This is a genomic window from Flavobacterium franklandianum, from assembly GCF_007097365.1.
In the GTDB taxonomy this organism is placed as follows: domain Bacteria; phylum Bacteroidota; class Bacteroidia; order Flavobacteriales; family Flavobacteriaceae; genus Flavobacterium; species Flavobacterium franklandianum.
On sequence record NZ_VJZR01000001.1, the window covers coordinates 461,653 to 483,680 of the forward strand.

At 33.4% G+C, this 22,028-nt stretch carries 24 protein-coding genes and 1 tRNA gene; 8 read left to right on the forward strand and 17 right to left on the reverse strand.

Features of this window, described 5'->3' with window-relative positions:
* Positions 1-17: 17 nt before the first annotated feature.
* Positions 18-1,118 (reverse strand): DUF4407 domain-containing protein, encoded by a 1,101-nt coding sequence (locus FNW17_RS02090; protein ID WP_144070755.1) that lies wholly within the window; start codon positions 1,116-1,118, stop codon positions 18-20.
* Between the two features lie 185 nt (positions 1,119-1,303).
* Positions 1,304-1,690 (reverse strand): DUF423 domain-containing protein, encoded by a 387-nt coding sequence (locus FNW17_RS02095; RefSeq protein WP_144070756.1) that lies wholly within the window; start codon positions 1,688-1,690, stop codon positions 1,304-1,306.
* A gap of 162 nt (positions 1,691-1,852) precedes the next feature.
* Here FNW17_RS02095 and FNW17_RS02100 point away from each other — a divergent pair, with 162 nt between their 5' ends.
* The gene (locus tag FNW17_RS02100) at positions 1,853-3,208 is read left to right on the forward strand and encodes a saccharopine dehydrogenase family protein (RefSeq protein ID WP_144070757.1); all 1,356 of its coding nucleotides are present in this window, start codon (positions 1,853-1,855) and stop codon (positions 3,206-3,208) included.
* Between the two features lie 90 nt (positions 3,209-3,298).
* Here FNW17_RS02100 and FNW17_RS02105 read toward each other — a convergent pair whose 3' ends face one another.
* The 3 genes from FNW17_RS02105 to FNW17_RS02115 form a co-directional block, all read right to left on the reverse strand.
* Positions 3,299-4,753, reverse strand: a complete 1,455-nt coding sequence (locus tag FNW17_RS02105) for a M56 family metallopeptidase (protein WP_144070758.1) — start codon at positions 4,751-4,753, stop codon at positions 3,299-3,301.
* A complete protein-coding gene (locus FNW17_RS02110) occupies positions 4,750-5,121 on the reverse strand; it encodes a BlaI/MecI/CopY family transcriptional regulator (protein WP_144070759.1) in 372 nt (123 codons plus the stop codon). Before FNW17_RS02110 ends, FNW17_RS02105 begins: the two co-directional genes overlap by 4 nt.
* Before the next feature lie 148 nt (positions 5,122-5,269).
* Positions 5,270-6,658 carry a dipeptidase gene (locus tag FNW17_RS02115; RefSeq protein ID WP_144070760.1) on the reverse strand — a complete coding sequence of 463 codons (1,389 nt, stop codon included), beginning with the start codon at positions 6,656-6,658 and terminating at the stop codon, positions 5,270-5,272.
* Positions 6,659-6,765: 107 nt separating this feature from the next.
* On the opposite strand from FNW17_RS02115, the gene FNW17_RS02120 reads away from it, so the two are divergent.
* Positions 6,766-6,847 (forward strand) — tRNA-Leu (locus tag FNW17_RS02120).
* A 153-nt stretch (positions 6,848-7,000) separates the two neighbouring features.
* Here FNW17_RS02120 and FNW17_RS16240 read toward each other — a convergent pair.
* Positions 7,001-7,150: a hypothetical protein gene (locus FNW17_RS16240; RefSeq protein ID WP_185965255.1), complete on the reverse strand. Its 150-nt coding sequence runs from the start codon at positions 7,148-7,150 to the stop codon at positions 7,001-7,003.
* A 166-nt stretch (positions 7,151-7,316) separates the two neighbouring features.
* Between FNW17_RS16240 and FNW17_RS02125 the strand changes: the two genes are divergently transcribed.
* On the forward strand, positions 7,317-8,387 hold the full coding sequence (locus tag FNW17_RS02125; RefSeq protein ID WP_144070761.1) for a Fic family protein: 1,071 nt from the start codon (positions 7,317-7,319) through the stop codon (positions 8,385-8,387).
* Between the two features lie 481 nt (positions 8,388-8,868).
* Here FNW17_RS02125 and FNW17_RS02130 read toward each other — a convergent pair whose 3' ends face one another.
* The gene (locus FNW17_RS02130) at positions 8,869-9,246 is read right to left on the reverse strand and encodes a heavy-metal-associated domain-containing protein (protein WP_143390818.1); all 378 of its coding nucleotides are present in this window, start codon (positions 9,244-9,246) and stop codon (positions 8,869-8,871) included.
* A gap of 110 nt (positions 9,247-9,356) precedes the next feature.
* Here FNW17_RS02130 and FNW17_RS02135 point away from each other — a divergent pair, with 110 nt between their 5' ends.
* Entirely contained in the window at positions 9,357-10,223 is an 867-nt protein-coding gene (locus FNW17_RS02135; protein WP_143390819.1) for a DMT family transporter, read from the forward strand.
* Positions 10,224-10,329: 106 nt separating this feature from the next.
* On the opposite strand, the gene FNW17_RS02140 is transcribed toward FNW17_RS02135, so the two are convergent.
* Entirely contained in the window at positions 10,330-12,378 is a 2,049-nt protein-coding gene (locus FNW17_RS02140) for a M16 family metallopeptidase (RefSeq protein ID WP_235893231.1), read from the reverse strand.
* 11 nt (positions 12,379-12,389) lie between these two features.
* Positions 12,390-13,715 (reverse strand): M16 family metallopeptidase, encoded by a 1,326-nt coding sequence (locus FNW17_RS02145; RefSeq protein WP_143390820.1) that lies wholly within the window; start codon positions 13,713-13,715, stop codon positions 12,390-12,392.
* Positions 13,716-13,983: 268 nt separating this feature from the next.
* Between FNW17_RS02145 and rplU the strand changes: the two genes are divergently transcribed.
* Both rplU and rpmA read left to right on the forward strand, forming a co-directional pair.
* Positions 13,984-14,409, forward strand: coding sequence for a 50S ribosomal protein L21 (gene rplU, locus FNW17_RS02150; protein ID WP_143390821.1), 426 nt, complete (start codon positions 13,984-13,986; stop codon positions 14,407-14,409).
* A 23-nt stretch (positions 14,410-14,432) separates the two neighbouring features.
* The gene (gene rpmA / locus FNW17_RS02155; RefSeq protein WP_035669638.1) at positions 14,433-14,699 is read left to right on the forward strand and encodes a 50S ribosomal protein L27; all 267 of its coding nucleotides are present in this window, start codon (positions 14,433-14,435) and stop codon (positions 14,697-14,699) included.
* A gap of 134 nt (positions 14,700-14,833) precedes the next feature.
* Here rpmA and FNW17_RS02160 read toward each other — a convergent pair whose 3' ends face one another.
* The 8 genes from FNW17_RS02160 to ahcY all read right to left on the reverse strand — a co-directional run bounded on the left by FNW17_RS02160 (position 14,834) and on the right by ahcY (position 20,341).
* A complete protein-coding gene (locus tag FNW17_RS02160; protein WP_144070762.1) occupies positions 14,834-15,172 on the reverse strand; it encodes a DoxX family protein in 339 nt (112 codons plus the stop codon).
* Between the two features lie 7 nt (positions 15,173-15,179).
* Positions 15,180-15,518 carry a DoxX family protein gene (locus FNW17_RS02165; RefSeq protein WP_144070763.1) on the reverse strand — a complete coding sequence of 113 codons (339 nt, stop codon included), beginning with the start codon at positions 15,516-15,518 and terminating at the stop codon, positions 15,180-15,182.
* 96 nt (positions 15,519-15,614) lie between these two features.
* On the reverse strand, positions 15,615-16,526 hold the full coding sequence (gene cysK, locus FNW17_RS02170; protein WP_143390824.1) for a cysteine synthase A: 912 nt from the start codon (positions 16,524-16,526) through the stop codon (positions 15,615-15,617).
* Positions 16,527-16,558: 32 nt separating this feature from the next.
* Entirely contained in the window at positions 16,559-16,900 is a 342-nt protein-coding gene (locus FNW17_RS02175; protein ID WP_143390825.1) for a HepT-like ribonuclease domain-containing protein, read from the reverse strand.
* Positions 16,893-17,189: a nucleotidyltransferase family protein gene (locus FNW17_RS02180; RefSeq protein WP_143390826.1), complete on the reverse strand. Its 297-nt coding sequence runs from the start codon at positions 17,187-17,189 to the stop codon at positions 16,893-16,895. The genes FNW17_RS02175 and FNW17_RS02180 overlap by 8 nt, the downstream gene beginning before the upstream one ends.
* Before the next feature lie 187 nt (positions 17,190-17,376).
* Positions 17,377-17,937 (reverse strand): DUF4468 domain-containing protein, encoded by a 561-nt coding sequence (locus FNW17_RS02185; protein WP_144070764.1) that lies wholly within the window; start codon positions 17,935-17,937, stop codon positions 17,377-17,379.
* Between the two features lie 151 nt (positions 17,938-18,088).
* Positions 18,089-18,790, reverse strand: coding sequence for a hypothetical protein (locus FNW17_RS02190; protein ID WP_144070765.1), 702 nt, complete (start codon positions 18,788-18,790; stop codon positions 18,089-18,091).
* Positions 18,791-19,024: 234 nt separating this feature from the next.
* Positions 19,025-20,341 (reverse strand): adenosylhomocysteinase, encoded by a 1,317-nt coding sequence (gene ahcY, locus FNW17_RS02195; protein ID WP_143390828.1) that lies wholly within the window; start codon positions 20,339-20,341, stop codon positions 19,025-19,027.
* A gap of 225 nt (positions 20,342-20,566) precedes the next feature.
* On the opposite strand from ahcY, the gene FNW17_RS02200 reads away from it, so the two are divergent.
* Positions 20,567-21,220, forward strand: a complete 654-nt coding sequence (locus tag FNW17_RS02200) for a 4'-phosphopantetheinyl transferase family protein (RefSeq protein WP_144070766.1) — start codon at positions 20,567-20,569, stop codon at positions 21,218-21,220.
* Between the two features lie 83 nt (positions 21,221-21,303).
* Complete coding sequence (locus tag FNW17_RS02205; RefSeq protein ID WP_144070767.1) at positions 21,304-22,017, forward strand: geranylgeranylglyceryl/heptaprenylglyceryl phosphate synthase; 714 nt, start codon at positions 21,304-21,306, stop codon at positions 22,015-22,017.
* Positions 22,018-22,028: the final 11 nt, after the last annotated feature.

Genomic DNA, 22,028 nt, shown 5'->3' on the forward strand with positions numbered 1-22,028 from the left:
TTTTATTTTGGATTAAATTACATCGTTTGTTTCTGTTTCTCTACAAAATTATGTGCCTGAAGTTCCAGCAATTCGGTAGCTTTTTGGCGTTGCAAATCATACAATTTCTTGTCTTGGGCGATGTCGACATAGACTTTGTCGTGCATCGAAGCACTGGTTTTTACCAATAAATTTCGCTGGTATTTGTCTTGTGCCAATGTAGCTTTCAAAGCTGTTTCTAAATCTTCCAACTTATAATCGTATTCGCCTTTTGCGGATAATAATTTGGCGATAATTGGCGAAGTTTCGATAGCCAAAAACAACAGCATTATAAACAGGGAAGGAATCAACGGGAGTTTATTCAACGCATTGATTCTAGCCATTAAACCATCAAAGCCTTCGATTATAGGTTGGGTTTCTGAAACTTTTTTGTCTAAATCAGTTTGAAGTGTAATGGCTTTTTTGTCGTTTAAGGCAATTTTGGCTAAATTGGTTTTTCGAATGGAATCCAGTTCGGCGGAAGCCAAATTATGTTTGGCAATTTTCTCTTTGAAAACGGGTCCTTTGCCTAATTTCATTGTGCCTTTTGTTCCTTCAGCTTCGGTAATATAAGTTTCGTATAAAGTATTTACTTCTTTCTCTTTCTTTGCGATTTCTGTTTTTAGATTGTCGGTTTCTGCTTTGTTTTTATCTAAATCAGATTTAAAATAATTGGTGACTTCCTTTTTGTTATTCAAAGCCATTGCGTTTTTTTCTTTTAATAAAACGGTGTTAATTTCCTTTTCGAAAATTTTAATTTCTAATGGCTTCGAAATTACGATAGCGATGATTATCGCCAAAATAATTCGCGGACTAGCCTGCAAGAATTCGCTCTTGAAACTATCTCTTTTGCGAATGGTGCAAACAATAAATCGATCTAAATTAAAAATCAGCAATGCCCAAACAATTCCAAATCCCATAGCCATAAAAGGATTGTCAAAAACCGTGAAAAGCGCATAAGAACTGGCGATGAAAGCCATAACGGCGGTAAAGAAAACGGTGGCGCCAATACCTACATATTTGGTTTGTTCGCCTTCGGAGCAACCTTCGAGGAGATTTTTGTCGGCTCCAGAACAAATGATGAAGAAGCTTTTTAACATTTTGATTTTTGATTTGCTGCGCCTGTTTGCAGACACTTGATTGATATTGATTAGTAAAGTTACAACGGCGATTGTTACATTTTGTTGTTTAAAGTGTTTCGGTCTAAAACAACAAAGAGTCACGTTCTGGCGTGACTCTTTCCTTAAAAGATACTAAATATTTATGTCTCAAAAGCTGAAATTAATTATGTTTTTTTCTTTAAAAAATTAACCAATAAAACGCCCCAACCCGATATTAATAGCAATCCACCAATTGGAGTTACAAATCCAATAACTTTAAAGTCGAATGAAGTTTGGCTGTTTGTTGCCAATAAATAAATGGAGCCCGAAAAGAAAAGTACTCCAACAACAACCAAATAATAAATGGTTTTCTTTATTTTTTGCGGAAGTTCAGTTGTCAAGCCAATAAACAACAAAAACAAAGCGTGATACATTTGGTATTTCACTCCGGTTTCGAATGTGGCGAGCTCTTCGATTGATAAAACTTTTTTTAAGGCGTGGGCGCCAAATGCTCCTAAAATGATTGCCAACATTCCAAAAATTGCTCCCGTAGAAATTATTTTTTTGTCCATTTTGTGATTTTTTTTGCTTAGCAAAAGTATCTCTTTCCTTCCAATTTTTAATAATTTTATCGATACTTTTTCATTATCCTGTTTCAAGGTTTTTGGTTTTATAGCATGGGCTATTTGTTATGAATGTAACAATTGTATATATTTGTGTTATATATATTAAATATGAGAACAATACTAGTCATTGGAGCAGGAAGATCGGCTTCATCCTTGATTCAATATCTTTTAAACAAGTCGGTTGAGGAGGATTTGCATCTTATTATTGGTGATTTATCGTTAGAATCAGCTAAAAATATAATCAATAATCATCCCAACGCAACAGCAATTTCATTGGATATTTTTAATGAATTTCAAAGAAAGGAAGCGATTCAAAAAGCTGATATTGTGATTTCGATGTTGCCAGCTCACCTGCATATTGAAGTTGCCAAAGATTGTATTGTTTACAAAAAAAATATGGTTACGGCTTCTTATATAAGTGATGCGATGCAGGAATTGGATGTTTTAGTCAAAGAAAACAATTTGATTTTTATGAATGAAATTGGTCTGGATCCTGGAATTGACCATATGAGTGCGATGAAAGTGATTCATGAAATTATAAAAAAAGGTGGGAAAATGCTTTTGTTCGAATCCTTTTGTGGTGGATTGGTTGCCCCAGAATCGGATACTAATTTGTGGAATTATAAATTTACTTGGGCTCCAAGAAATGTTGTTTTGGCAGGACAAGCTGGCGCCGCAAAATTTCTTCAGGAAGGAACTTATAAATACATACCGTATTGCAATTTATTTCGCAGAACTGAATTTCTTGAGGTGGAAGGTTATGGTAAATTTGAAGCCTATTCGAATCGAGATTCCCTAAAATATTCGGATGTTTATGGACTGAACGATGTGCTGACTTTATATAGGGGAACCATTCGCAGAGTTGGTTTTTCGAAAGCTTGGAATATGTTTGTGCAACTCGGAATGACCGACGATAGCTATGTTATGGAAGATTCCTCAACTATGAGTTACCGCCAATTCGTGAATTCTTTCCTGCCGTATCATCCAACAGATTCTGTTGAAATCAAAATGCGTTTGATTTTGAAAATAGATCAAGACGATATAATGTGGGACAAATTATTGGAATTGGATTTGTTCAATCCGAACAAATTAGTAGGTTTGAAAAATGCCACGCCAGCTCAAATTCTTGAAAAAATACTAACAGATAGTTGGACGTTGCAACCCAAGGACAAAGATATGATTGTGCTGTATCATAAATTTGGATATGAATTAAACGGAAAAAAACTGCAAATTGATTCCAAAATGGTTTGTCTTGGCGAAGATCAAAAATATACCGCAATGGCAAAAACCGTTGGTTTACCTGTTGCGATGGCGACTTTGTTAATCCTCAACGGAAAAATAAAAACGTCTGGCGTGCAACTCCCTATTCGAGAAGAAGTGTATCTGCCTATTTTAAAGGAATTAGAAGAATTTGGAGTTGTTTTTAAGGAAGAAGAAGTGCCGTATGTGGGGTATAATGCTTGATGGATGAGTTTTTTAGTTTTTACTTTCTGAATTTCGGCATCATTGTTTCCTATGATTCAATTCTTTTCGAGACATTATTCAAATTATGAATTAAACTCTGTTAGTAGTTTTCAATGCATTCATAATTTTCAGAATGTTATTCTGTTGAATTTTTAATTCTGCTTTAGGCTTTTCTATATATTGCTTAAATTCTTTATCGGCACATCTTTGTGGGAATTTATCCAATCTATTTTTGTTATAAAATACTTGAGTATATAAAAAATAATTATTATTTTTATTCTTATCTAATTCGTAGTTTAAATCAACTTTTTGATTGGAAAAATAGGCTATGTCATTTATGTCTAGTGAATTAATGCTGCTGTTTTCTATTTTTTTATTGTCTAACCAAAAAGTATAATAATTATCTTTTTTCCATTTTTCAAATTCCGTTTCGCTTGGCGTTTTTTTAACAATATAAAAGGTCATCCAGTTTCCTAAATAACGGCGTTGGTTATTTTCATCTAAATTATCGTAGAAATCGTTTATTTTTATATTAGTTCTTCGGTCATCAATAATTATTTTAACTCCAGAAAACATATAATCCCTTCTTTTTTCAATAGTGACACGACTTAATTCATTATTGCTTTTTAAATGCTCCAATTCTGGTTTTGAATCACCGAGCTTAATACATAATACTATAACAATTCCTGAAAAAAGTACAAAAAGGGCTGTTTTTTTCAATAAAGCTCTGGTTTTTGGAGTGTTTTGAGTCATCATAATAAATCGTTTTTTGGTGGTTAAAAAATTTAAATTACTGGCTAGATAATAAGGTTGTGTTGGGGATGTTTTGGTTAACAATAGTTTTTGGTAAGAGGTAATATCACAATGTGTGTCCAGTACATTTTCGTCGGCAAGAAATTCATGATTGAGTTGTATAGCTTTTTTATAAAAAATAAATATGGGATTGAACCAAAAAATAGTTTTCAAAATTTCTATAAATATCACATCAAACGAGTGTTTTTGTCTTACATGAGTAATTTCATGAGTAAGTAATTCAGGTTCAATTTGTCTGTTTTCAAAATCGTTTTGATTGATATAAATTGAGTTCCAAAAAGTGTAAGGTAAAGTTTCTTCTAATAATAAAACCGTTTTTGTATTTTGATATAGAATAGTTTTTGCAGTATTAGCTTTGGTCGAAATACTGTATATATTTCGTGCAAATCTATAAAACAGAATCAAAGTAATCGTTGCGTAAATTACCCACAAAAAAAGATTCCAGTAAACAGGGCTTTCCTCAATTCTATTATTAGTAACTTTTGTTAGTATTGGTTGGATTGGAAAAGTGAGTGCATTCGCAATTTTAGCTTGTGTTGGAATTACATCATATGCAACTTGAATTTCTTGCTCCACCTCAAAAGATAAAAATGGAATTACTATTGAAAACACCAAGCTCGCCAACAAAAAAAACCTATTGAAATGAAACATTTTTTCTTTTTCCAAAAGCAAATGATACGCCAGCAAAAGTAATCCGAGGCTGATGGTCGATTTAATCAGGAAGGCGGTCATTTTTTCTTTTTTTGAAGTTCAACATTGATGATTTTTTTCAATTCTTCTAATTCTATTTCTGATAAATTCGTTTCTTTTGTGAAAAATGAAGCAAATTGCGAAGCTGAGTTGTTGAAGAAATTGCTAATCAATCCATTAACATGCTTCGAGAAATAATCAGTCTTTTTGACCAAAGGATAGTATTCTCTTGAGTTTCCAAATGCTATGTAAGCCACAAAATTTTTATCAATCATTCTTTTTAGAAGCGTTGCAACGGTTGTTGTAGCTGGTTTAGGCTCAGGATAGGCTTCAAGTAAGTCTTTCATAAAGGCTTTTTCAAGTTGCCAAAGATGTTCCATTAATTGTTCTTCTGAGTTGGATAATGACATTTGCTCTACATTTTTAGAAATAACTCTACAAATGTAGAAAAAAAAATTAATAACCAAATTTTTTGCAAAAAAAATCCGTTCACTCAGTTTAGAATGAACGGATTAAAAATATTAAACCTCAAAGGTTTTAAAATCTTTAAGGTTTGGACTATTTACTCATCTCTACAAAATATTTATAAAACAACGGAATCGTTTCTATCCCTTTCAAGTAATTAAAAATGCCAAAATGTTCGTTTGGCGAGTGAATGGCGTCGCTATCCAATCCAAATCCCATCAATATTGTTTTACTTTTTAGCTCTTTTTCGAACAAAGCTACAATTGGAATACTTCCGCCAGAACGCACTGGAATTGCTGGAACGCCAAAGGTTTCGGTATAGGCTTTGTTGGCAGCTTTGTAGCCAATGCTGTCCGTTGGCGTTACATAACCTTGTCCGCCGTGGTGTGGTTTTACTTTCACTTTCACTCCAGCTGGCGCAATGCTAGTGAAGTGTTTGGTAAACAATTCGGTTATTTCCTCCCAATCTTGATTCGGAACCAATCGCATCGAAATTTTGGCAAAAGCCTGACTTGCAATAACAGTTTTGGCTCCTTCACCAGTATATCCACCCCAAATCCCGTTAACGTCAAGCGTTGGCCGAATCGAATTTCTTTCATTGGTTACATAACCCTTTTCGCCATAAACATCATTCAAGTCTAATGCTTTTTTGTAATTTTCTAAATAGAAAGGTGCTTTGGCCATTTCGGCTCTTTCTTCCGATGATAATTCTTCGACTTTATCATAAAAACCTGGAATGGTCACATGATTATTTTCGTCGTGAAGCGAAGCAATCATCTTTGCCAAAACGTTGATAGGATTAGCAACAGCACCGCCATACAGGCCAGAATGTAAATCACGATTGGGGCCAGTAACTTCTACTTCTACATAACTCAAACCGCGTAAACCTGTTGTGATGGAAGGTTGTTGGTTAGAAATCATACCGGTATCGGAAATTAAAATCACATCGTTTTTTAGTTTTGCTTGGTTGCGTTCTACAAACCAACTCAAACTTTTAGAGCCAATTTCCTCTTCGCCTTCAATCATAAATTTCACGTTGCAAGGCAAAGTATTCGATTGAATCATATATTCCAAAGCTTTTACGTGCATATACATTTGGCCTTTATCATCGCAAGAACCTCGGGCAAAAATAGCACCATCAGGATGAATTTCGGTTTTTTTGATAACTGGTTCAAATGCAGGAGAAGTCCATAATTCGATAGGATCCGCTGGTTGTACATCGTAATGTCCGTAAACTAAAACCGTTGGAAGAGAGGGGTCGATTGTTTTTTCACCATAAACTATTGGGTTTCCGGGGGTATCACAGATCTCAACAAAATCGCAACCTGCTTTTTCTAAACTAGCTTTTACAGCATTGGCGGTAATGATAATATCTTGATGATAAGCGGGATCAGCACTTACAGAAGGAATTTTTAACAGTTCGATTAATTCGTTTATAAAACGGTCTTTGTGTTGTTGAACATATGATTTTATGGTTTCCATAATTTGAATTTATTTATAGTTTCAAAAGTACAAAAAAGAGACTAAATATTTTTGAATAATTTTCTTTGAAAGTTAGAAGATATGTTTATATTTGCACTCATAATTTTGCGGGTATGGTGAAATTGGTAGACATGCCAGACTTAGGATCTGGTGCCGCAAGGCGTGTAGGTTCGAGTCCTATTACCCGCACTTTAATTAAGTCTTAATTCGTTGTTTTACAATGATTTAAGACTTTTTTATTTTCTATATTCCCCTAAAAACAACCCCGTTTCCTGTCGGTGTATGTAAATGAACCTACTTTAACCATATTGTATTAGATATATTTTTATGCGTTAAAAAGTGTTAAGGATTACATTTGCTTCTTTCTATAGCGTTTATTCTTTTTGGGTTTTGAAGGGTCTTGTTTTTGTTGATTGGCTTTTTATCCTCATATAAAAGTCCTTCCATTTGTTTGGTTGTAAAATGGACGTAATCGTAGGATTTATTTCTCATCTAAAAAAAAGGTGGGGAATCCCATAAAACTAATGTTCTTTTGCTAGCCTTATAGGGGAGACATATAAGAGTGGGGCGGATTTTTAATTTTTAAAGAAACCGTATTTTTGAAATTACTTATAAATTTCAAATAAGTTTTCCTAAATTTGGGAATCAATCAAATACAATGAAAGAAAACTTCACTTTGCAACCTTTACCGCCTAAAGACTTTACAGAATCTATTGCAGTTTTGAAGCAATTAGCAAAAGCGCATCGGTATTTAGCGGAACTCAAAGGAACGGCAAAGACCATCCCAAACGAAAGTATTCTTATCAACACGCTCACACTTCAGGAGGCGAAAGACAGTAGCGAGATTGAAAACATTATCACTACCCACGACGATTTATACAAAGAAAACGTATTGATTGACACCAAGAAACACGCCAGCAAAGAAGTTCTTAATTATGCACACGGTTTGAAACTTGGTTTTGAGATTGTAAGAAAAGAGAAGCTACTTTTAAACAAACATATCTTAATAATTCAAAAGGAGTTGTTGCAAAATAATGCTGGATTTAGAACCCAAGCAGGAACAAAATTAGTAAACTCACAAGGGCAAACGGTTTTTACTCCACCACAAAGCACCAATGAAGTTTTGGATTTGATGAGCAACCTCGAAAAGTTTATAAACGATAATGATTTTTTAGATATTGACCCACTTATAAAAATGGCAATTATACATTATCAGTTTGAAAGTATCCACCCATTTTATGATGGTAACGGACGAACGGGGCGTATTATCAACATTCTCTATTTGGTTTTATCAGGTTTGTTGGACATTCCTATTTTGTATTTAAGCCGTTATATTACCCAAAACAAAGCTGACTACTACAAAGTTTTGCAAGGCGTTAGAGAAACTAACGACTGGGAAACAATGGTTTTGTATATGCTAAAAGGCGTTGAAGTTACCGCAGAGCAAACTATTATCCTGATTACTAAAATACGGGATTTAATGGCAGATTATAAAACCAGAATACGAACTGAATTGCCTAAAATATACAGTCAAGATTTGATAAATATTTTGTTTAGAAATCCTTATACAAAAGTGGAATTTTTACAAGACGAGTTACGACTGCAAAAAAGAACCGCATTAAACTATTTAGATAAAATTGCTGAACTGGGTTTTTTACAAAAGACCAAATTGGGCAAGGATAATTATTATTTGAATACAGAATTAATAAACGTTTTAATGAATGGTTAATCGTGGTAAAAAACGGCTTGTAATTTACCACAACATAAACAACGTGGTAAAAAACACTTATAAATTTACCACGTTAAGCGATTAAGGTAAAAAAACGATGAAAATTTACCACGTTATACAAAACGTGGTAAAAAAACGAAAAAAAAAGTAATCTTGATTTTTAATTATTATCCCAAATATGAGTTATAAATAGAAAGAATCAATTATTGTCGTATTTAAACAGTTACACATTTAATCTTACCATATAAGGCATATAAGTTCACATAAGAGATTCAATCAAAAAATTAAATGTTCTTATATGCCCTTATATGGTAAAAAAAAACGACACTATTTTGTTCTCATTACTTAATATTAATACTGTCATTTCTAGGATGTGTTTTGATGGGACTTTCTGTCTATTTCTTATTTGTGGGAAGTTTTAATGCCAATGAAAAAATAAAAAAGCTTCCCAATTGAGAAGCTTTTTGTTTTAGATAAAAAATTAAATTTTCATATTCAAAACTTTATACGATTTTCCATCTGCTGTTGCTTCAACAACTTTAGTCAGTTTTTTAGGAGTTAAGATTGTTTTGTCAAAGGAAACTGTTGCCGATTCTTTTTCAAAATCTACAGTTGCAGTTTGTACACCATCAAGTCCGTTTAATTCTTCTTGAATAGTTTTAGCACAGCCAATCGCACAAGTCATTCCTTTGATGGTGAAACTTGCTGTTTGCAAATTTGTGGCAGCAATTTCTTTTTTGACTTTTGGCGCTCCAGTTTCAGTCGCAGAATCTGAAACATCTTCGGTTGATTTTTCTTTACATCCTACGAATAAAAGGCTTGCAAGTAGTAGTGCTGATATAGATTTGATAAAATTCATTATTATTAGGGATTAAAGATTAAGCAATTAAAATTTTAGTAAACAAATTTAATAAAAAATGTATCGGTAATTCATAAAATAATTACAATTTTGAGCCAAAATTTAAATATATGAATTCGAAACAATTGAAATGGTTTTACCTGATAGCTTTAGCGTTGGTTTGGGGGAGTTCATTTATCTTGATTAAGAGAGGTTTGGTTGGGTTGACTCCAATGCAATTAGGTTCGTTACGCATTATTTTTGCAGCCATTTTTCTACTGATAATTGGCTTTAAAAGCGTGTCAAAAATTCCGCTTCATCAATGGAAATATATTGCTTTGACGGCAACTTTAGGGACATTTATTCCAGCGTTTCTTTTTTCGATTGCACAAACTCAAATCGACAGTTCTGTGAGTGCTATTCTGAATTCGCTTACACCATTAAACACCATGATTTTGGGAGGTTTGGCTTTTGGTTTGAGCTTTAAACGGACTCAAGTTTTTGGTGTCATCATTGGATTAATAGGAACATTTTTGTTAATAATAAATGGAGCCATCCATCATCCAGAGCAAAATTATTATTATGCCATTTTAATTATAATTGCTTCGATTTGTTATGCTATCAATGTCAATTTAATCAAGAAATATTTATCCGATTTGAGTCCGTTGAGCATTACCACTGGAAATTTTTTGGTTTTGTTGTTTCCTGCTTTGATTGTCTTGTTTTTCTCTGGTTTTTTTGATGTAATTACTGTTGAAAGTGTTCAGCATTCGGTGTTGTACATAGTAATTTTAGGAGTTGTTGGAACAGGAATTGCGAATATCATTTTCTTTAAAACCATACAGATTTCGTCACCAGTTTTTGCCACTTCGGTAACCTATTTAATTCCAGTAGTTGCTTTTTCTTGGGGGTTATTAGATAACGAAATGCTTACTCCAGTTCAGTTTTTGGGTGCTTTTATTATTTTGATAGGGGTTTATTTGTCGGCTAAAAAGTAGAAGGCAGATTTCAGATTAAGAATGTTAAACATCTATGTATAAAAAAAACGAAAACGCTTTGATAGTTTCTTGGCGTTTTCGTTTTTTTGTAACTGCTAACTTTCATCTATTGAAAATCAGCATCAGAAACACCTTCGTTGATTTTTACTTCAGACATTTTTATATCCAATTCTAAGCCTGCATTTTGGATGATATTAAAAGGAATTTTTACTCCTTTTACTTCTCTATAATCGCCAAAGTTAGTAGTTTGTGTCATCTTGTTTGCGCCTTGTTCTACGGTTTTGGATTCGGCAACTTTGAGTCCTGATTTTACGTCGTAATACAAAGTGGTTTTGCCATTTTTAATTACATAAGCATCATTTCCGCTGATGGTTTCTATTCCGGTAACTGTAAGTCCAGTTTTTTTGGTCAATTGCAGTTCTTCAAACGGTGTTGCACTGGCTTTCATTTCGGCTAAATCGGCTCCTTCAATGTTTTTTCTTTGACCTTGTTGTTCTACGTATGCGCCTTTTTCATTCACCACTTGTTTCATCAAGCTCATTGGTCCCATTGCTATTTCGACCATTATTTTCCCTTTGGAATCCACTTTGTTGGTAAAGGTTAACGGAGATGGAGCTTGCGGAATTGTTGTTGATCCAAGCATCGAAATTGTTTTTACTGCGGCAACTGCTTTTTCGCCACCAATGGCTTTGATATAGTTATCCAAAACACTTTTGGCGGTAATTCCTGCAGGAACTTCTTTTTTGGCAACAGGTTTTTCTAATGGATTTCCATATATGTCAAAGTAAAATATTGGAATTTTTAGTTTTTCTAATCCTGGAAGTACATCCGAGCCTTTTCCTGCGATTACAATTCGAGTGTTGTCGATTAGGAAATATTTATTGGCGGCAAGCTGTATTTGTTCAGGAGTTACGGCATTTATGTTTTTTATATAATTTTCGTAAAAATCTGCTGGAAGTTTTTCTGTTTCAATGTTTAGTGCATATCTGGCCACAGCTTGTGGTTTTTCGACCTGCATTACAAATCGGCCAACATAACCTGCTTTTACATTTGATAGCAATTCGTCGCTTACTTTTTCGGTTCTAATTTTTTTGATTTCCTTGATAAATTCTACAACCGCGCTATCTGTTGCCATACTTCTGACAGCTGAAGCTGATATTAGTTTTGACACGTATTTGCCAGAACCAATGATAGCATTGGCACCATAAGTCCAGCCATGTTTTTCTCTTAAATTCATGTTCAAATAACTATTGTAATCGCCACCTAAAATATAAGTTGCAATTGCGGCTGGTAAAAAATCAGGGTCGCTCATTTTTAAATTAATGGTGTTCACTAATGAAATTTCCGACTGAACGGCATTGGGCATATCCACAAAGTTAATTTGGGTAATATCTACATTTTTAGGATCGGCATAAGTCAATTTTGGAGTGCTGCTTTTTTGCCAAGAACCAAATAATTTTTCGATAGCTGGTTTTATTTTATTGTATTTAACATCGCCAATAACTACTAAATAGGCGTTTTCGGGCACAAAATAGTTTTGATAATTAGTTTGAACATCGGCAAGAGTAACGTTATTTAAAGATTCTGCTGTCACAAACTCACCTGAGGGATGAGATTTTCCAAAAGCTAATGCGTCGGTAACTCTATTTGAAATGACAGGAACACTTTTTTCTTGGGCTTTAAGGCCTTCGAGCATTTTGGCTTTGTCCTTGTCGAATTCTACTTGTGTAAAATTGGGATTGAGAGATCCCTCAACTATTAATTCTAATATTCGATTGGCAAATTTAGAAAGGGAGTTTGCATAAGCACCTTGTGAACTAAAGTTTACATTGGCTCCAAAAAAATCAATCTCTTCGTTAAAAAGGTCTTTGGTGATTTTTTTAGAACCATTTCCCATTAAACTACTCGTCAATTGATCAACTCCTTTTTTTGTTCCTTCGGCAAAAGGAGGATTGTCTAAGGTAAGATTATAGGTAACTCTAGGTAGTTTATGGTCTTCTACAATCATCACTTTCAAACCATTTGCCATAACAAAAGTTTGTGGTTTTTTGATGTTTACTACTGGTGCTTTTCCAGGTTTAGGTTGCGGACGGTCTTGTGCTTGCATAATTCCTGTTAAGAACAAAATGAATACTAATATAATTGTGTTTTTCATGATAAAATGGCTTAGTTTTGAGCTTTTTCAGTCGAAGGAACGTAGTCTAAAATGAGTCGTTGATTTGGATTTAAATATTTTTTTGCCACTTCTCTAATTTCTTCACGAGTGATAGAGTGGTATAAGTCAATTTCATTGTTTATCAATTTTACATCTCCATAAAGCATGTAGTATTTTGCCAAGTTTTCGGCAATTCCTTCTACATTTGCATTGGTATTTACAAACAGATTATCAAAAGTGTTTTGTAATTTTTGGAAGTCTTTTTCGGAAATTAAATTAGTTTGAATTTTTACAATTTCCTCATCAATTTCTTTGAGCAAATCTGCCGATGTAAAAGGAGTCATAGGCAAACCATAAATAATATACATTCCGTAATCTTCCTGATTTAAACCAAAAGCACCAATTTCTAATGCCGTTTTCTTTTCGTCAACTATTTTCTTGTACAATTTTGAACTTTTTCCGCCGCTTAAATAAGAAGAAATTAAATCTAAAACTCGAGCATCTCTAGTCTTCATTGATGGGGTTCTGAAAGCAGTTACAATTGCAGGAATCTGAATATTAGGATCCTGATAGGTTGCTTTTATTGTTTGTGTTATTGGCTCTTCGACAAAAGTTTGTTTTATTAGGGTTTCGCCTTTTGGAATTGCGCCAAAATATTTCTGTATCCATTCTTTGGTTTGGGCTACGTCAATTTGGCCAGCAACGACTAATACAGCATTGTTGGGGATATAGAATTTTTTATTAAAAGCTTGAAATTCTTCTAATGTAGCTGCGTCTAAGTGGTTCATTGAACCTATAGGCATCCAGCGATAGGGATGCTTTTTAAACATATTTTCTTTTACAACCGTAAGAAAGTTACCGTAGGGTTGATTGTCCATACGTGTTCTTTTCTCCTCTTTTATAACTCCGTTTTGTGTATCGATACCTATTTGATTAATAACAGGATGCAACATTCTTTCGGATTCCATCCAAAGTCCTAATTCTAGATTGTTTGAAGGAAATACTTCGTAATAATAAGTTCTGTCATCGGTTGTGTTAGCATTATTTACACCTCCGTTTGCTGTAACAATTTTTGACCATTCTCCCCGTTTAATGTTTTTGGTTCCTTCAAATAATAAATGTTCGAAAAAGTGAGCAAAACCTGTTCTATCTGGGGTTTCATCTTTTGCCCCAACGTGATACATTACAGAGGTTACGACCACAGGAGCGGAAGGATCGTTGTGTAAAATAACGTGCATTCCGTTATCTAAATTGTACTCTTCGAAATCTACTTTTTGTGCAGAGGCAATTCCTCCAAGCAAAAGTGCAGCACCTAATACCATTATTGATTTTTTCATAAGGATTAATAACTTTTTTTTATTTACTATTGGTAAAATAACAATGAGTATTGTTACATCAAAAATAGTTTTTTTTAATTAATAATGACTAATTTTTCCTACTTTGTGCAAACTTTAACAATTGGGTCAAAAAAATAACTAAAAATCATCGGAAACACCTTTAAAAACAAGGCTTTAAAGAAAAAAAATATTTTTTTTGAGTAACCAATTGCAGAATAAATATTTAATTGTATATTTGCAACCTTAAAAATTTATAAAACAATTTGTTATGTATGCAATCGTAGAGATAGCAGGGCAACAATTCAAAGTTAGCAAAGACCTAAAGGTTTACGTTCACCGTTTGGCAAATGAAGAAGGAACAACAGTTTCTTTCGACAAAGTTTATTTGTTAGACGACAACGGTTCAATCACAATAGGCGCCCCAGCTATAGAAGGAGCTTCAGTAGAAGCCAAAGTGTTACAACACTTAAAAGGAGATAAAGTAATCGTTTTCAAAAAGAAAAGAAGAAAAGGTTACAAAAAGAGAAACGGTCACCGTCAGTATCTTACCCAAATTGTAATCGAAGGTATTTCAGTATCCGCTCCTAAAAAAGCTGCTGCAAAGAAAGAAACTGTTGAAGTTGCTGCCGAAGAAGTAGAAGCTGCAAAAGTAAAAAAAGCTCCAAAAGCTAAAAAAGAAGACACACAAGAATAATAACAATATAAAACTAATACGTCATGGCTCACAAGAAAGGTGTCGGTAGTTCCAAGAATGGTAGAGAATCAGAATCAAAACGTTTAGGTGTTAAGATTTTTGGTGGACAAGCTGCTATTGCAGGGAACATCATCGTAAGACAAAGAGGTTCAAAACATAATCCAGGTGAAAACGTTTACATTAGTAAAGATCACACCCTACACGCAAGAGTAGATGGAGTTGTTTTCTTCCAAAAGAAAAGAGATAATAAATCGTATGTATCTATACTTCCATTCGAAGTTGAAGCATAATTGATTTTATCAATTTATTAGAAAACCCGTTTCGTAAGAAACGGGTTTTTTGTTTTAATTAATTCGGATAAAAAAATCAGTAAATTTTTTATAATAGAAATTCTAATTAAGAATGAATAATTTTTTAGATTGATTTACCACAAAACTTTAAATAAAATAAAGGCATTTAATAAAAAGTAAAAAAAGGCAGGTAAAGAAACCAAGAAAGGATCATTCATCTTTATTCTCACTCCAGTACCCAGAAGCATCAACAAAGCTAAACCTCCTGAGGCAAGAGCTAAAACAGTTTGATTTTGTAAGCCTATAAATAAACCAGAAGCTCCCACCAATTCTAAAATAGCAGTCAATCTACCATATTTTTCAAGGCCAAAGCGTTTAAATTCATTTTTCATATTAGACGACACAAAATAAGCTGTGCCGTAAACAAGAAAGGAGATTGCCGAAAAGAAAATCAGTATATTCAATAAATTCATATAATATTTATTTGGAAGCCATTAGCGCTACAAAAAGTGATGCTACTAAAAGCAATAAAGAAGGTAGGTGTTTAGACCATGGGTTTTTTACTTTGAAATGAAAAAATTGAGCACACACCATTAAAAAAGCCATCAAAAGTGCAGGTATGAACACTAATGTTGGGAACCATATTCCAGTAATTAATAATGTAGCCAATGCTATTTTTGAAGCACCAATAATAGTTCGCGTTAGGTCTGAAAGTCCATATTGTTTAAATTCTTTTACAATGTTGTCAAATCTAAAAATCCAAACATAACCTACAGACAATGCGATTACAAGTTGAGCAATAGTGGAATAAATATTCATGATTTTCTAGTTTAAGTGGTTTTTTCTTTAGTTTTTATAAATAGAGATAATTTTTAAATTTTTTTGCTGTATTCAAATATAGAAATTGGATTTTTATTAAAACAACCCTTCAATCGATAAGTATCTTTCTCCAGTATCATAATTAAAAGTGAGCACAACAGCGCCATCAGGAATGGTATCCAGTTTCTTGGCTACAGCTGCTAATGAAGCGCCTGTCGAAATCCCGACAAGAATTCCTTCTTCTTTGGCAATTCTTCTGGCATAATCAAAAGCATCATCTTTGCTTACCTGAATTACTTCGTCAATTAATTCACTATGATAATTTGACGGGATAAATCCGGCTCCAATTCCTTGCAAAGGATGAGGTCCAGGAGCTCCACCGCTTAATACTGGTGATAATTCTGGTTCAACGGCAATTACTTTTAAGTTGGGATATTTAGCTTTCAAAACTTTTGCTACGCCCGTAATGTGTCCGCCGGTTCCAACACCTGTGATGACATAATCTAAACCATTAGGGAAATCAGCAAGAATTTCTTGAGCTGTAGTTCTTTCGTGAACTTCGATATTAGCTGGATTTTCAAATTGTTTTGGTGACCAAGCATTTGGCATTTCCAATGTCAATTCGGCAGCTTTTTCAATAGCGCCTTTCATTCCTTTTTCGCGAGGCGTAAGAACAAATTCGGCACCATAGATTTCCATTAATTTTCTGCGTTCCACACTCATCGATTCTGGCATTACCAAAATAACTTTGTATCCTTTGACGGCTGCCACTAATGCTAATCCAATTCCTGTATTTCCTGATGTTGGTTCAACAATTACACTATTAGCATTCAATAATCCTTTGTTTTCAGCATCTTCAATCATTGCAAGTGCAATTCTATCTTTGATGCTGTTTCCAGGATTTGATCTTTCTAATTTAATCCAAACTTCTTTGCTGTTCCCAAACAACTTGTTGATTTGAACCACGGGTGTGTTGCCTATGGTTTCTAAAATAGTCTTTGCTTTCATATTTGTTTGTGTTAAGATTTGAATAGTGTTTTTTACTCCTTTTCGAGTACTTCGCTTATTTGCTTCTGAAGTTCAGGGATTTTATTTTTAACAACATCCCAAATGATGGTGTAATTGACTCCCATATAGTCGTGTATTAATCGGTCTCTCATTCCGGCCATATTCTTCCAAGTGATGGAATTCCATTTTTGTTTGAAGTCAACTGGGATTTTCTTTGTGGCTTCACCAATGATTTCCAGACTTCGGATAACCGCTCTTTTCAATGTTTCATCTTCCAGAAAAGCTTCTTTTGTCAAATTAACATCAACGACAGACAAAATAAAAGCAATTTCATCTCGAATATGTTTGACGTATTCCAGAGGTTCTTTAGACATAAACTACTTCGTTTAATATTTTTGGACCAATGTATGGGCTTAAACCATTTTTGGTGACCATTTCTATTTTTTCATTTTTGAATATTTTTTCAAAAACATCATAAATAGCCATATAATTATCGAAATTTTCTTGGTCAGGTTCAAAATCAACCAAAAGATCAATATCGCTTTTTTCGGATTGTTCGTTACGAGCATAAGAACCAAACAAGCCAATAGCACTAATTCCAAATTTAGACAATTCAGGTCTGTGCAATTTCAGCTGATACAATATGTTTTCTTTAGTTGTCATTTTCAAACTTTTATCAAAGATACAAAAGAATATGTTTTTTTGATTAAAGAAATAAAGCTTGAGTTGGTGAGTGGGGTTTTATGAAAAAAACTCCTAGACTTTTGGAAGGCTGGGAGTTTTGGAAGGCTGGGAGTTTTGGTGTTTTATATTGTTTACGAATATAGAAGCTTTGAAGAGCGAAGAATGATTACCAATCTTTTTTCTCAATTTCTGATTTATTTGACATAGCTACTTTTAAATCTTCTGATAATTTGGTAATATTAGTAATGCAATCTTGCTTTATATAATTCCATTGTTTTTTTGTAATAGACATTGTTCCGCAATCTGGTTTGTCATTTTCAATAGCACCTCCAGATGATCTATTAACATTGTCATATTCTCCAGTGTGTATAAAATTAGATATTTCATATTTATATCTATTTTCTTTACAATAAATTTTTAATGTATAATTAAAGCCTCCTGCTGGAAATTCACCGCCAGCCCAGGCTTTAAAATGTGTAATTATATGAGTATTTATAATAATAGTGCTTGATTTTTCATCTGACACATCTGTTTCAGTTTTGCTTGATCTATAATTATTTGAAACAAAAATCCTTGCTCTGTTATAAAGATTCTCTGCGCTAACAGAATCTAAAGGAATAATTTCTGTAAAAATAGCTTTTCCTGAATTTTTATCAATAGGTAGTATTATTTGTCCAAAAGCAGAAAAAGTACTTATGAAAAATAAAAAAATATTAATCTTTTGCATCTTAAATATTATTAGGGGATTAAATTATAGTTCGGTTTTTTCAAATTGCCACCAACATAGCTGTGTTACAAAAATAGGGACTAAATTAAAACTAATTTTTAGATTTGTCAAAACATCCAAGATTACTTTTCGCATCTGTTGGCTGATTTTTTTATAAGTTCAGATCAGCCTTAAAATTCGAATGTTTGTTAATCCAATTTTCAATACTGTCCAATGTGTTGAGATAGTTCATAATGAATGTCCCAAATTCCATTTGTGTAGATGGTTTATACCATTCTTGATCTTTAAGATTATTTTGAATTTTATTATTTATAAAGATTTTAATGTTTTTATCCAGATATTCGTTGTCATTAGTTATGCCTTTTAAATGACCTATTGATAAAAAATCTAATGATTTGACAATTTCCTTTGGCATAAATGGATTTGCTCTATGAAGATTGATTTGTTCGAGATATTCGAAAATATTTCTGGTTTCAAAGACAATTTTAACTTTGAAATCAATATGTTCTTTTAAAAAAGGTATGTTTATTTGTTTTTTGTCAAGTAAGAATGGACTTCCTCCATAAGTTATGTGATTTATTTTATCTTGATAAAAAATTTGAATTTTTGTTGACTTAAGTTCTGATAGTAAGGTTAAAGTAGCTTCAAGTTTTCTTTCGAAAATTTTTTTCCGATAATCAAAACGATCGAATAAAAGTAATGCAATAACTAATGTAAAAGTTGAATAAGTTAAAACAGAAATGTCTTTAATTGTTGTGGGATTCAACTCGCTTTCGATTATAAAAAAGGAAAGTGTACTAATGAATATTATTAATAAAAAAGCTATTGATGTTTTTGTAAAATTTACCTTCATATATTTTCTTTCAAATATATTAAATAATTTATTATATAAAATTATTATATATCTAAAACAGCGTGAGGGATAGCAGTGAAAATCCTTTATGTTTTTCCTTTAAAACATAAAGATTGCAACGAATAGCCCGACCCGTAGGTTTTAAGAAGGGTCACGCCCAAAACCAAAAAACCCTCACATTACTGCAAGGGTTCTAAATCTGAAATCATAAATCGCTAATCAGCAATCTAAAATCTAATACCTGTAATACTCCGGTTTAAAAGGTCCTTCAACAGGAACTCCAATATAATCCGCTTGGTCAACACGTAAAGTTTCCAATTCAACACCTAGTTTAGCCAAGTGCAACATTGCTACTTTTTCGTCCAAATGTTTAGGTAACATATACACGTCATTGTTGTATGCCGCGCTGTTTTTCCACAATTCGATTTGAGCCAAAGTTTGGTTTGTAAATGAATTACTCATTACAAAACTTGGGTGACCTGTAGCGCAACCAAGGTTTACCAAACGACCTTCGGCCAAGATAAGAACATCTTTTCCAGCGATTGTATATTTATCTACTTGAGGTTTGATTTCGATTTTTGATGCACCGTGGTTTTTGTTCAACCAAGCCATATCAATTTCGTTATCAAAATGTCCGATGTTACAAACGATAGTTTTATCTTTCATTTGTTCGAAATGAGAACCCAAAACGATGTCTTTATTTCCAGTTGTTGTGATGATGATATCGGCATTTCCAACAACAGTGTTTAATTTCTTTACTTCAAAACCGTCCATTGCCGCTTGCAACGCACAAATTGGATCAATTTCTGTAACTGTTACAATAGAACCAGCACCTCTAAACGAAGCAGCCGTTCCTTTTCCAACATCACCGTAACCACAAACGATTACTCTTTTTCCAGCCAACATAATATCAGTTGCACGACGAACTGCATCAACTGCACTTTCTTTACAACCGTATTTGTTATCAAATTTCGATTTAGTAACCGAGTCATTTACGTTAATGGCAGGCATTGGCAATGTTCCTGCTTTTACTCTTTCATACAAACGGTGAACACCAGTTGTAGTTTCTTCAGACAATCCTTTGATTCCGGCAACCAATTCTGGGAAACGGTCGATAACCATATTCGTCAAATCTCCACCATCATCAAGAATCATATTCAATGGTTTTCTGTCTTCGCCAAAGAATAAAGTTTGCTCAATACACCAGTCAAAATCAGGCTCATTCAAACCTTTCCAAGCATAAACTTGAATCCCAGCAGCAGCAATCGCAGCAGCAGCCTGATCTTGAGTAGAGAAAATGTTGCAAGATGACCAAGTCACTTCAGCACCAAGAGCAATTAAAGTTTCAATTAAAACTGCAGTTTGGATAGTCATATGCAAACATCCTGCAATACGAGCACCAGCAAGTGGTTGTTCGTCTTTATATTCTGCACGAAGCGCCATTAAACCTGGCATTTCAGCTTCCGCCAATTCAATTTCTTTTCTTCCCCAAGCCGCTAGAGAAATGTCTTTTACTTTGAAAGCCACATAAGGCATAGTCGATGTACTCATTTATAGTATATTTGTAATTATAAAATTTTTGCAAATTTACACAATAACTTATAATTTAAAAAGCATTCAGGAACATTTATGAATTGTTTAATTCTGTAATCTTTTGAATTATAATGAAATAATTATTTTAAGAAGCTATTTCCTGCTGTACACTATATCTTTTATGGCGAACACCGCCATAAAAGGATGCCGTTTCCATCAGGACTAAAACCTCGATAACCAACGATGCCATTATATAAAATCATAAACTTCAGTCCCACAACCCGAATCCTTGTTTGGAAAATAACCGAATCTTTGGAGGACTTATTGAGCCAAGTCGTTTTAAAAGAAAAAACCCAGCTTCGACTAAATGAAATGAAGTCCGAATTGCACCAACGCGGGTTTCTAAGTGTCCGAATGTTGTTAAAAGTTGCAGGGTTCAATGATTTCGATTTGCATTATGACGAATTTGGAAAACCATATTTGAATCCAAATGAGCGTCACACTGAGCCTGTCGAAGTGTCGATTACACATTCGCATCATTTTTCAGCAATAATTTTCAGCGAAGATACAGTAGGAATAGACATCGAGCTGCAAAGAGAAAAAATAATCCGAATCGCTGATAAATTTATAAATGAAAAAGAACTTAGCAGATTACGAAGTTTTGACGCTATTGAATATATCAAAAAACTAACCGTGAAATGGGGAGCCAAAGAAGCCATCTTCAAAATCCGAAACGAAAAAGGAATCAGTTTCAAAGATCACATTCAAGTCAACGCATTTGAACTTAATGACAAAAAAACCATTGCCAAACTTCATTTCGAAGGAATAGTAAAGGAGTTCAATATTATTTTCGAAGAATTCGAGAATTTTACTTTAGTTTACGCTTTCGAAAAATAAATTTAAACAGAGATTTTAAAATCTGTGCTAATCTGTGGCTAAAAATTAAATAATAATTTGCGAATTTGCGGTCTAAATTAATTATGAAAAACATCTACAACCACATTCTTAAATCAAAAATAGAAAACGAAAAATTGCTCGCCATTCTTCTCGATCCTGACAAAATCGATTTGAAAAATGTAACAGTTTTAATAGAAAAAATAAATCAATCGCCGGCGACTCACATTTTCATTGGCGGAAGCCTTGTCAGAAATAACATTATTGACGATTTGATTTTAAAAATTAAATTAAACTGTGATTTACCAATTGTTCTTTTCCCTGGAAATCCATCTCAAATTTCAGATCAAGCTGATGCTATTTTGTTCCTGTCTTTAATTTCGGGTAGAAATCCAGATTTCCTAATCGAACACCAAGTTCAAGCCGTTCCAATCCTAAAACAAACCAATCTCGAAGTAATTTCCACAGGTTATATTTTAATAAAAAGTGGAACACAAACCGCCGTAGAACGCGTAAGTAAAACCAAACCTTTAGATAGAAATAATACAGAATATATCTTGCAAACCGCACAAGCTGGGGAATTATTAGGTAATAAATTAATTTATCTTGAAGCTGGAAGCGGAGCAGATTATCCTATTCCAAAAGAAATGATTAAATTAGTTTCTCAAAACATCGAAATTCCATTAATTGTTGGTGGTGGAATTGTAGATTTACAGGGAATTCAAAAAGCATACGATTCCGGTGCGGATTTAGTAGTTATTGGAACCGCTTTTGAGAATGACATCAATTTTTTTAATTAAAACAACACCTA

Coding starts and splice junctions, on each gene's coding strand:
- FNW17_RS02090 (WP_144070755.1), bottom strand. CDS start 1,118: ATGTTAAAAAGCTTCTTCATCATTTGTTCTGGAGCCGACAAAAATCTC.
- FNW17_RS02095 (WP_144070756.1), bottom strand. CDS start 1,690: ATGGACAAAAAAATAATTTCTACGGGAGCAATTTTTGGAATGTTGGCA.
- FNW17_RS02100 (WP_144070757.1), top strand. CDS start 1,853: ATGAGAACAATACTAGTCATTGGAGCAGGAAGATCGGCTTCATCCTTG.
- FNW17_RS02105 (WP_144070758.1), bottom strand. CDS start 4,753: ATGACCGCCTTCCTGATTAAATCGACCATCAGCCTCGGATTACTTTTG.
- FNW17_RS02110 (WP_144070759.1), bottom strand. CDS start 5,121: ATGTCATTATCCAACTCAGAAGAACAATTAATGGAACATCTTTGGCAA.
- FNW17_RS02115 (WP_144070760.1), bottom strand. CDS start 6,658: ATGGAAACCATAAAATCATATGTTCAACAACACAAAGACCGTTTTATA.
- FNW17_RS16240 (WP_185965255.1), bottom strand. CDS start 7,150: ATGAGAAATAAATCCTACGATTACGTCCATTTTACAACCAAACAAATG.
- FNW17_RS02125 (WP_144070761.1), top strand. CDS start 7,317: ATGAAAGAAAACTTCACTTTGCAACCTTTACCGCCTAAAGACTTTACA.
- FNW17_RS02130 (WP_143390818.1), bottom strand. CDS start 9,246: ATGAATTTTATCAAATCTATATCAGCACTACTACTTGCAAGCCTTTTA.
- FNW17_RS02135 (WP_143390819.1), top strand. CDS start 9,357: ATGAATTCGAAACAATTGAAATGGTTTTACCTGATAGCTTTAGCGTTG.
- FNW17_RS02140 (WP_235893231.1), bottom strand. CDS start 12,378: ATGAAAAACACAATTATATTAGTATTCATTTTGTTCTTAACAGGAATT.
- FNW17_RS02145 (WP_143390820.1), bottom strand. CDS start 13,715: ATGAAAAAATCAATAATGGTATTAGGTGCTGCACTTTTGCTTGGAGGA.
- rplU (WP_143390821.1), top strand. CDS start 13,984: ATGTATGCAATCGTAGAGATAGCAGGGCAACAATTCAAAGTTAGCAAA.
- rpmA (WP_035669638.1), top strand. CDS start 14,433: ATGGCTCACAAGAAAGGTGTCGGTAGTTCCAAGAATGGTAGAGAATCA.
- FNW17_RS02160 (WP_144070762.1), bottom strand. CDS start 15,172: ATGAATTTATTGAATATACTGATTTTCTTTTCGGCAATCTCCTTTCTT.
- FNW17_RS02165 (WP_144070763.1), bottom strand. CDS start 15,518: ATGAATATTTATTCCACTATTGCTCAACTTGTAATCGCATTGTCTGTA.
- cysK (WP_143390824.1), bottom strand. CDS start 16,526: ATGAAAGCAAAGACTATTTTAGAAACCATAGGCAACACACCCGTGGTT.
- FNW17_RS02175 (WP_143390825.1), bottom strand. CDS start 16,900: ATGTCTAAAGAACCTCTGGAATACGTCAAACATATTCGAGATGAAATT.
- FNW17_RS02180 (WP_143390826.1), bottom strand. CDS start 17,189: ATGACAACTAAAGAAAACATATTGTATCAGCTGAAATTGCACAGACCT.
- FNW17_RS02185 (WP_144070764.1), bottom strand. CDS start 17,937: ATGCAAAAGATTAATATTTTTTTATTTTTCATAAGTACTTTTTCTGCT.
- FNW17_RS02190 (WP_144070765.1), bottom strand. CDS start 18,790: ATGAAGGTAAATTTTACAAAAACATCAATAGCTTTTTTATTAATAATA.
- ahcY (WP_143390828.1), bottom strand. CDS start 20,341: ATGAGTACATCGACTATGCCTTATGTGGCTTTCAAAGTAAAAGACATT.
- FNW17_RS02200 (WP_144070766.1), top strand. CDS start 20,567: ATGCCATTATATAAAATCATAAACTTCAGTCCCACAACCCGAATCCTT.
- FNW17_RS02205 (WP_144070767.1), top strand. CDS start 21,304: ATGAAAAACATCTACAACCACATTCTTAAATCAAAAATAGAAAACGAA.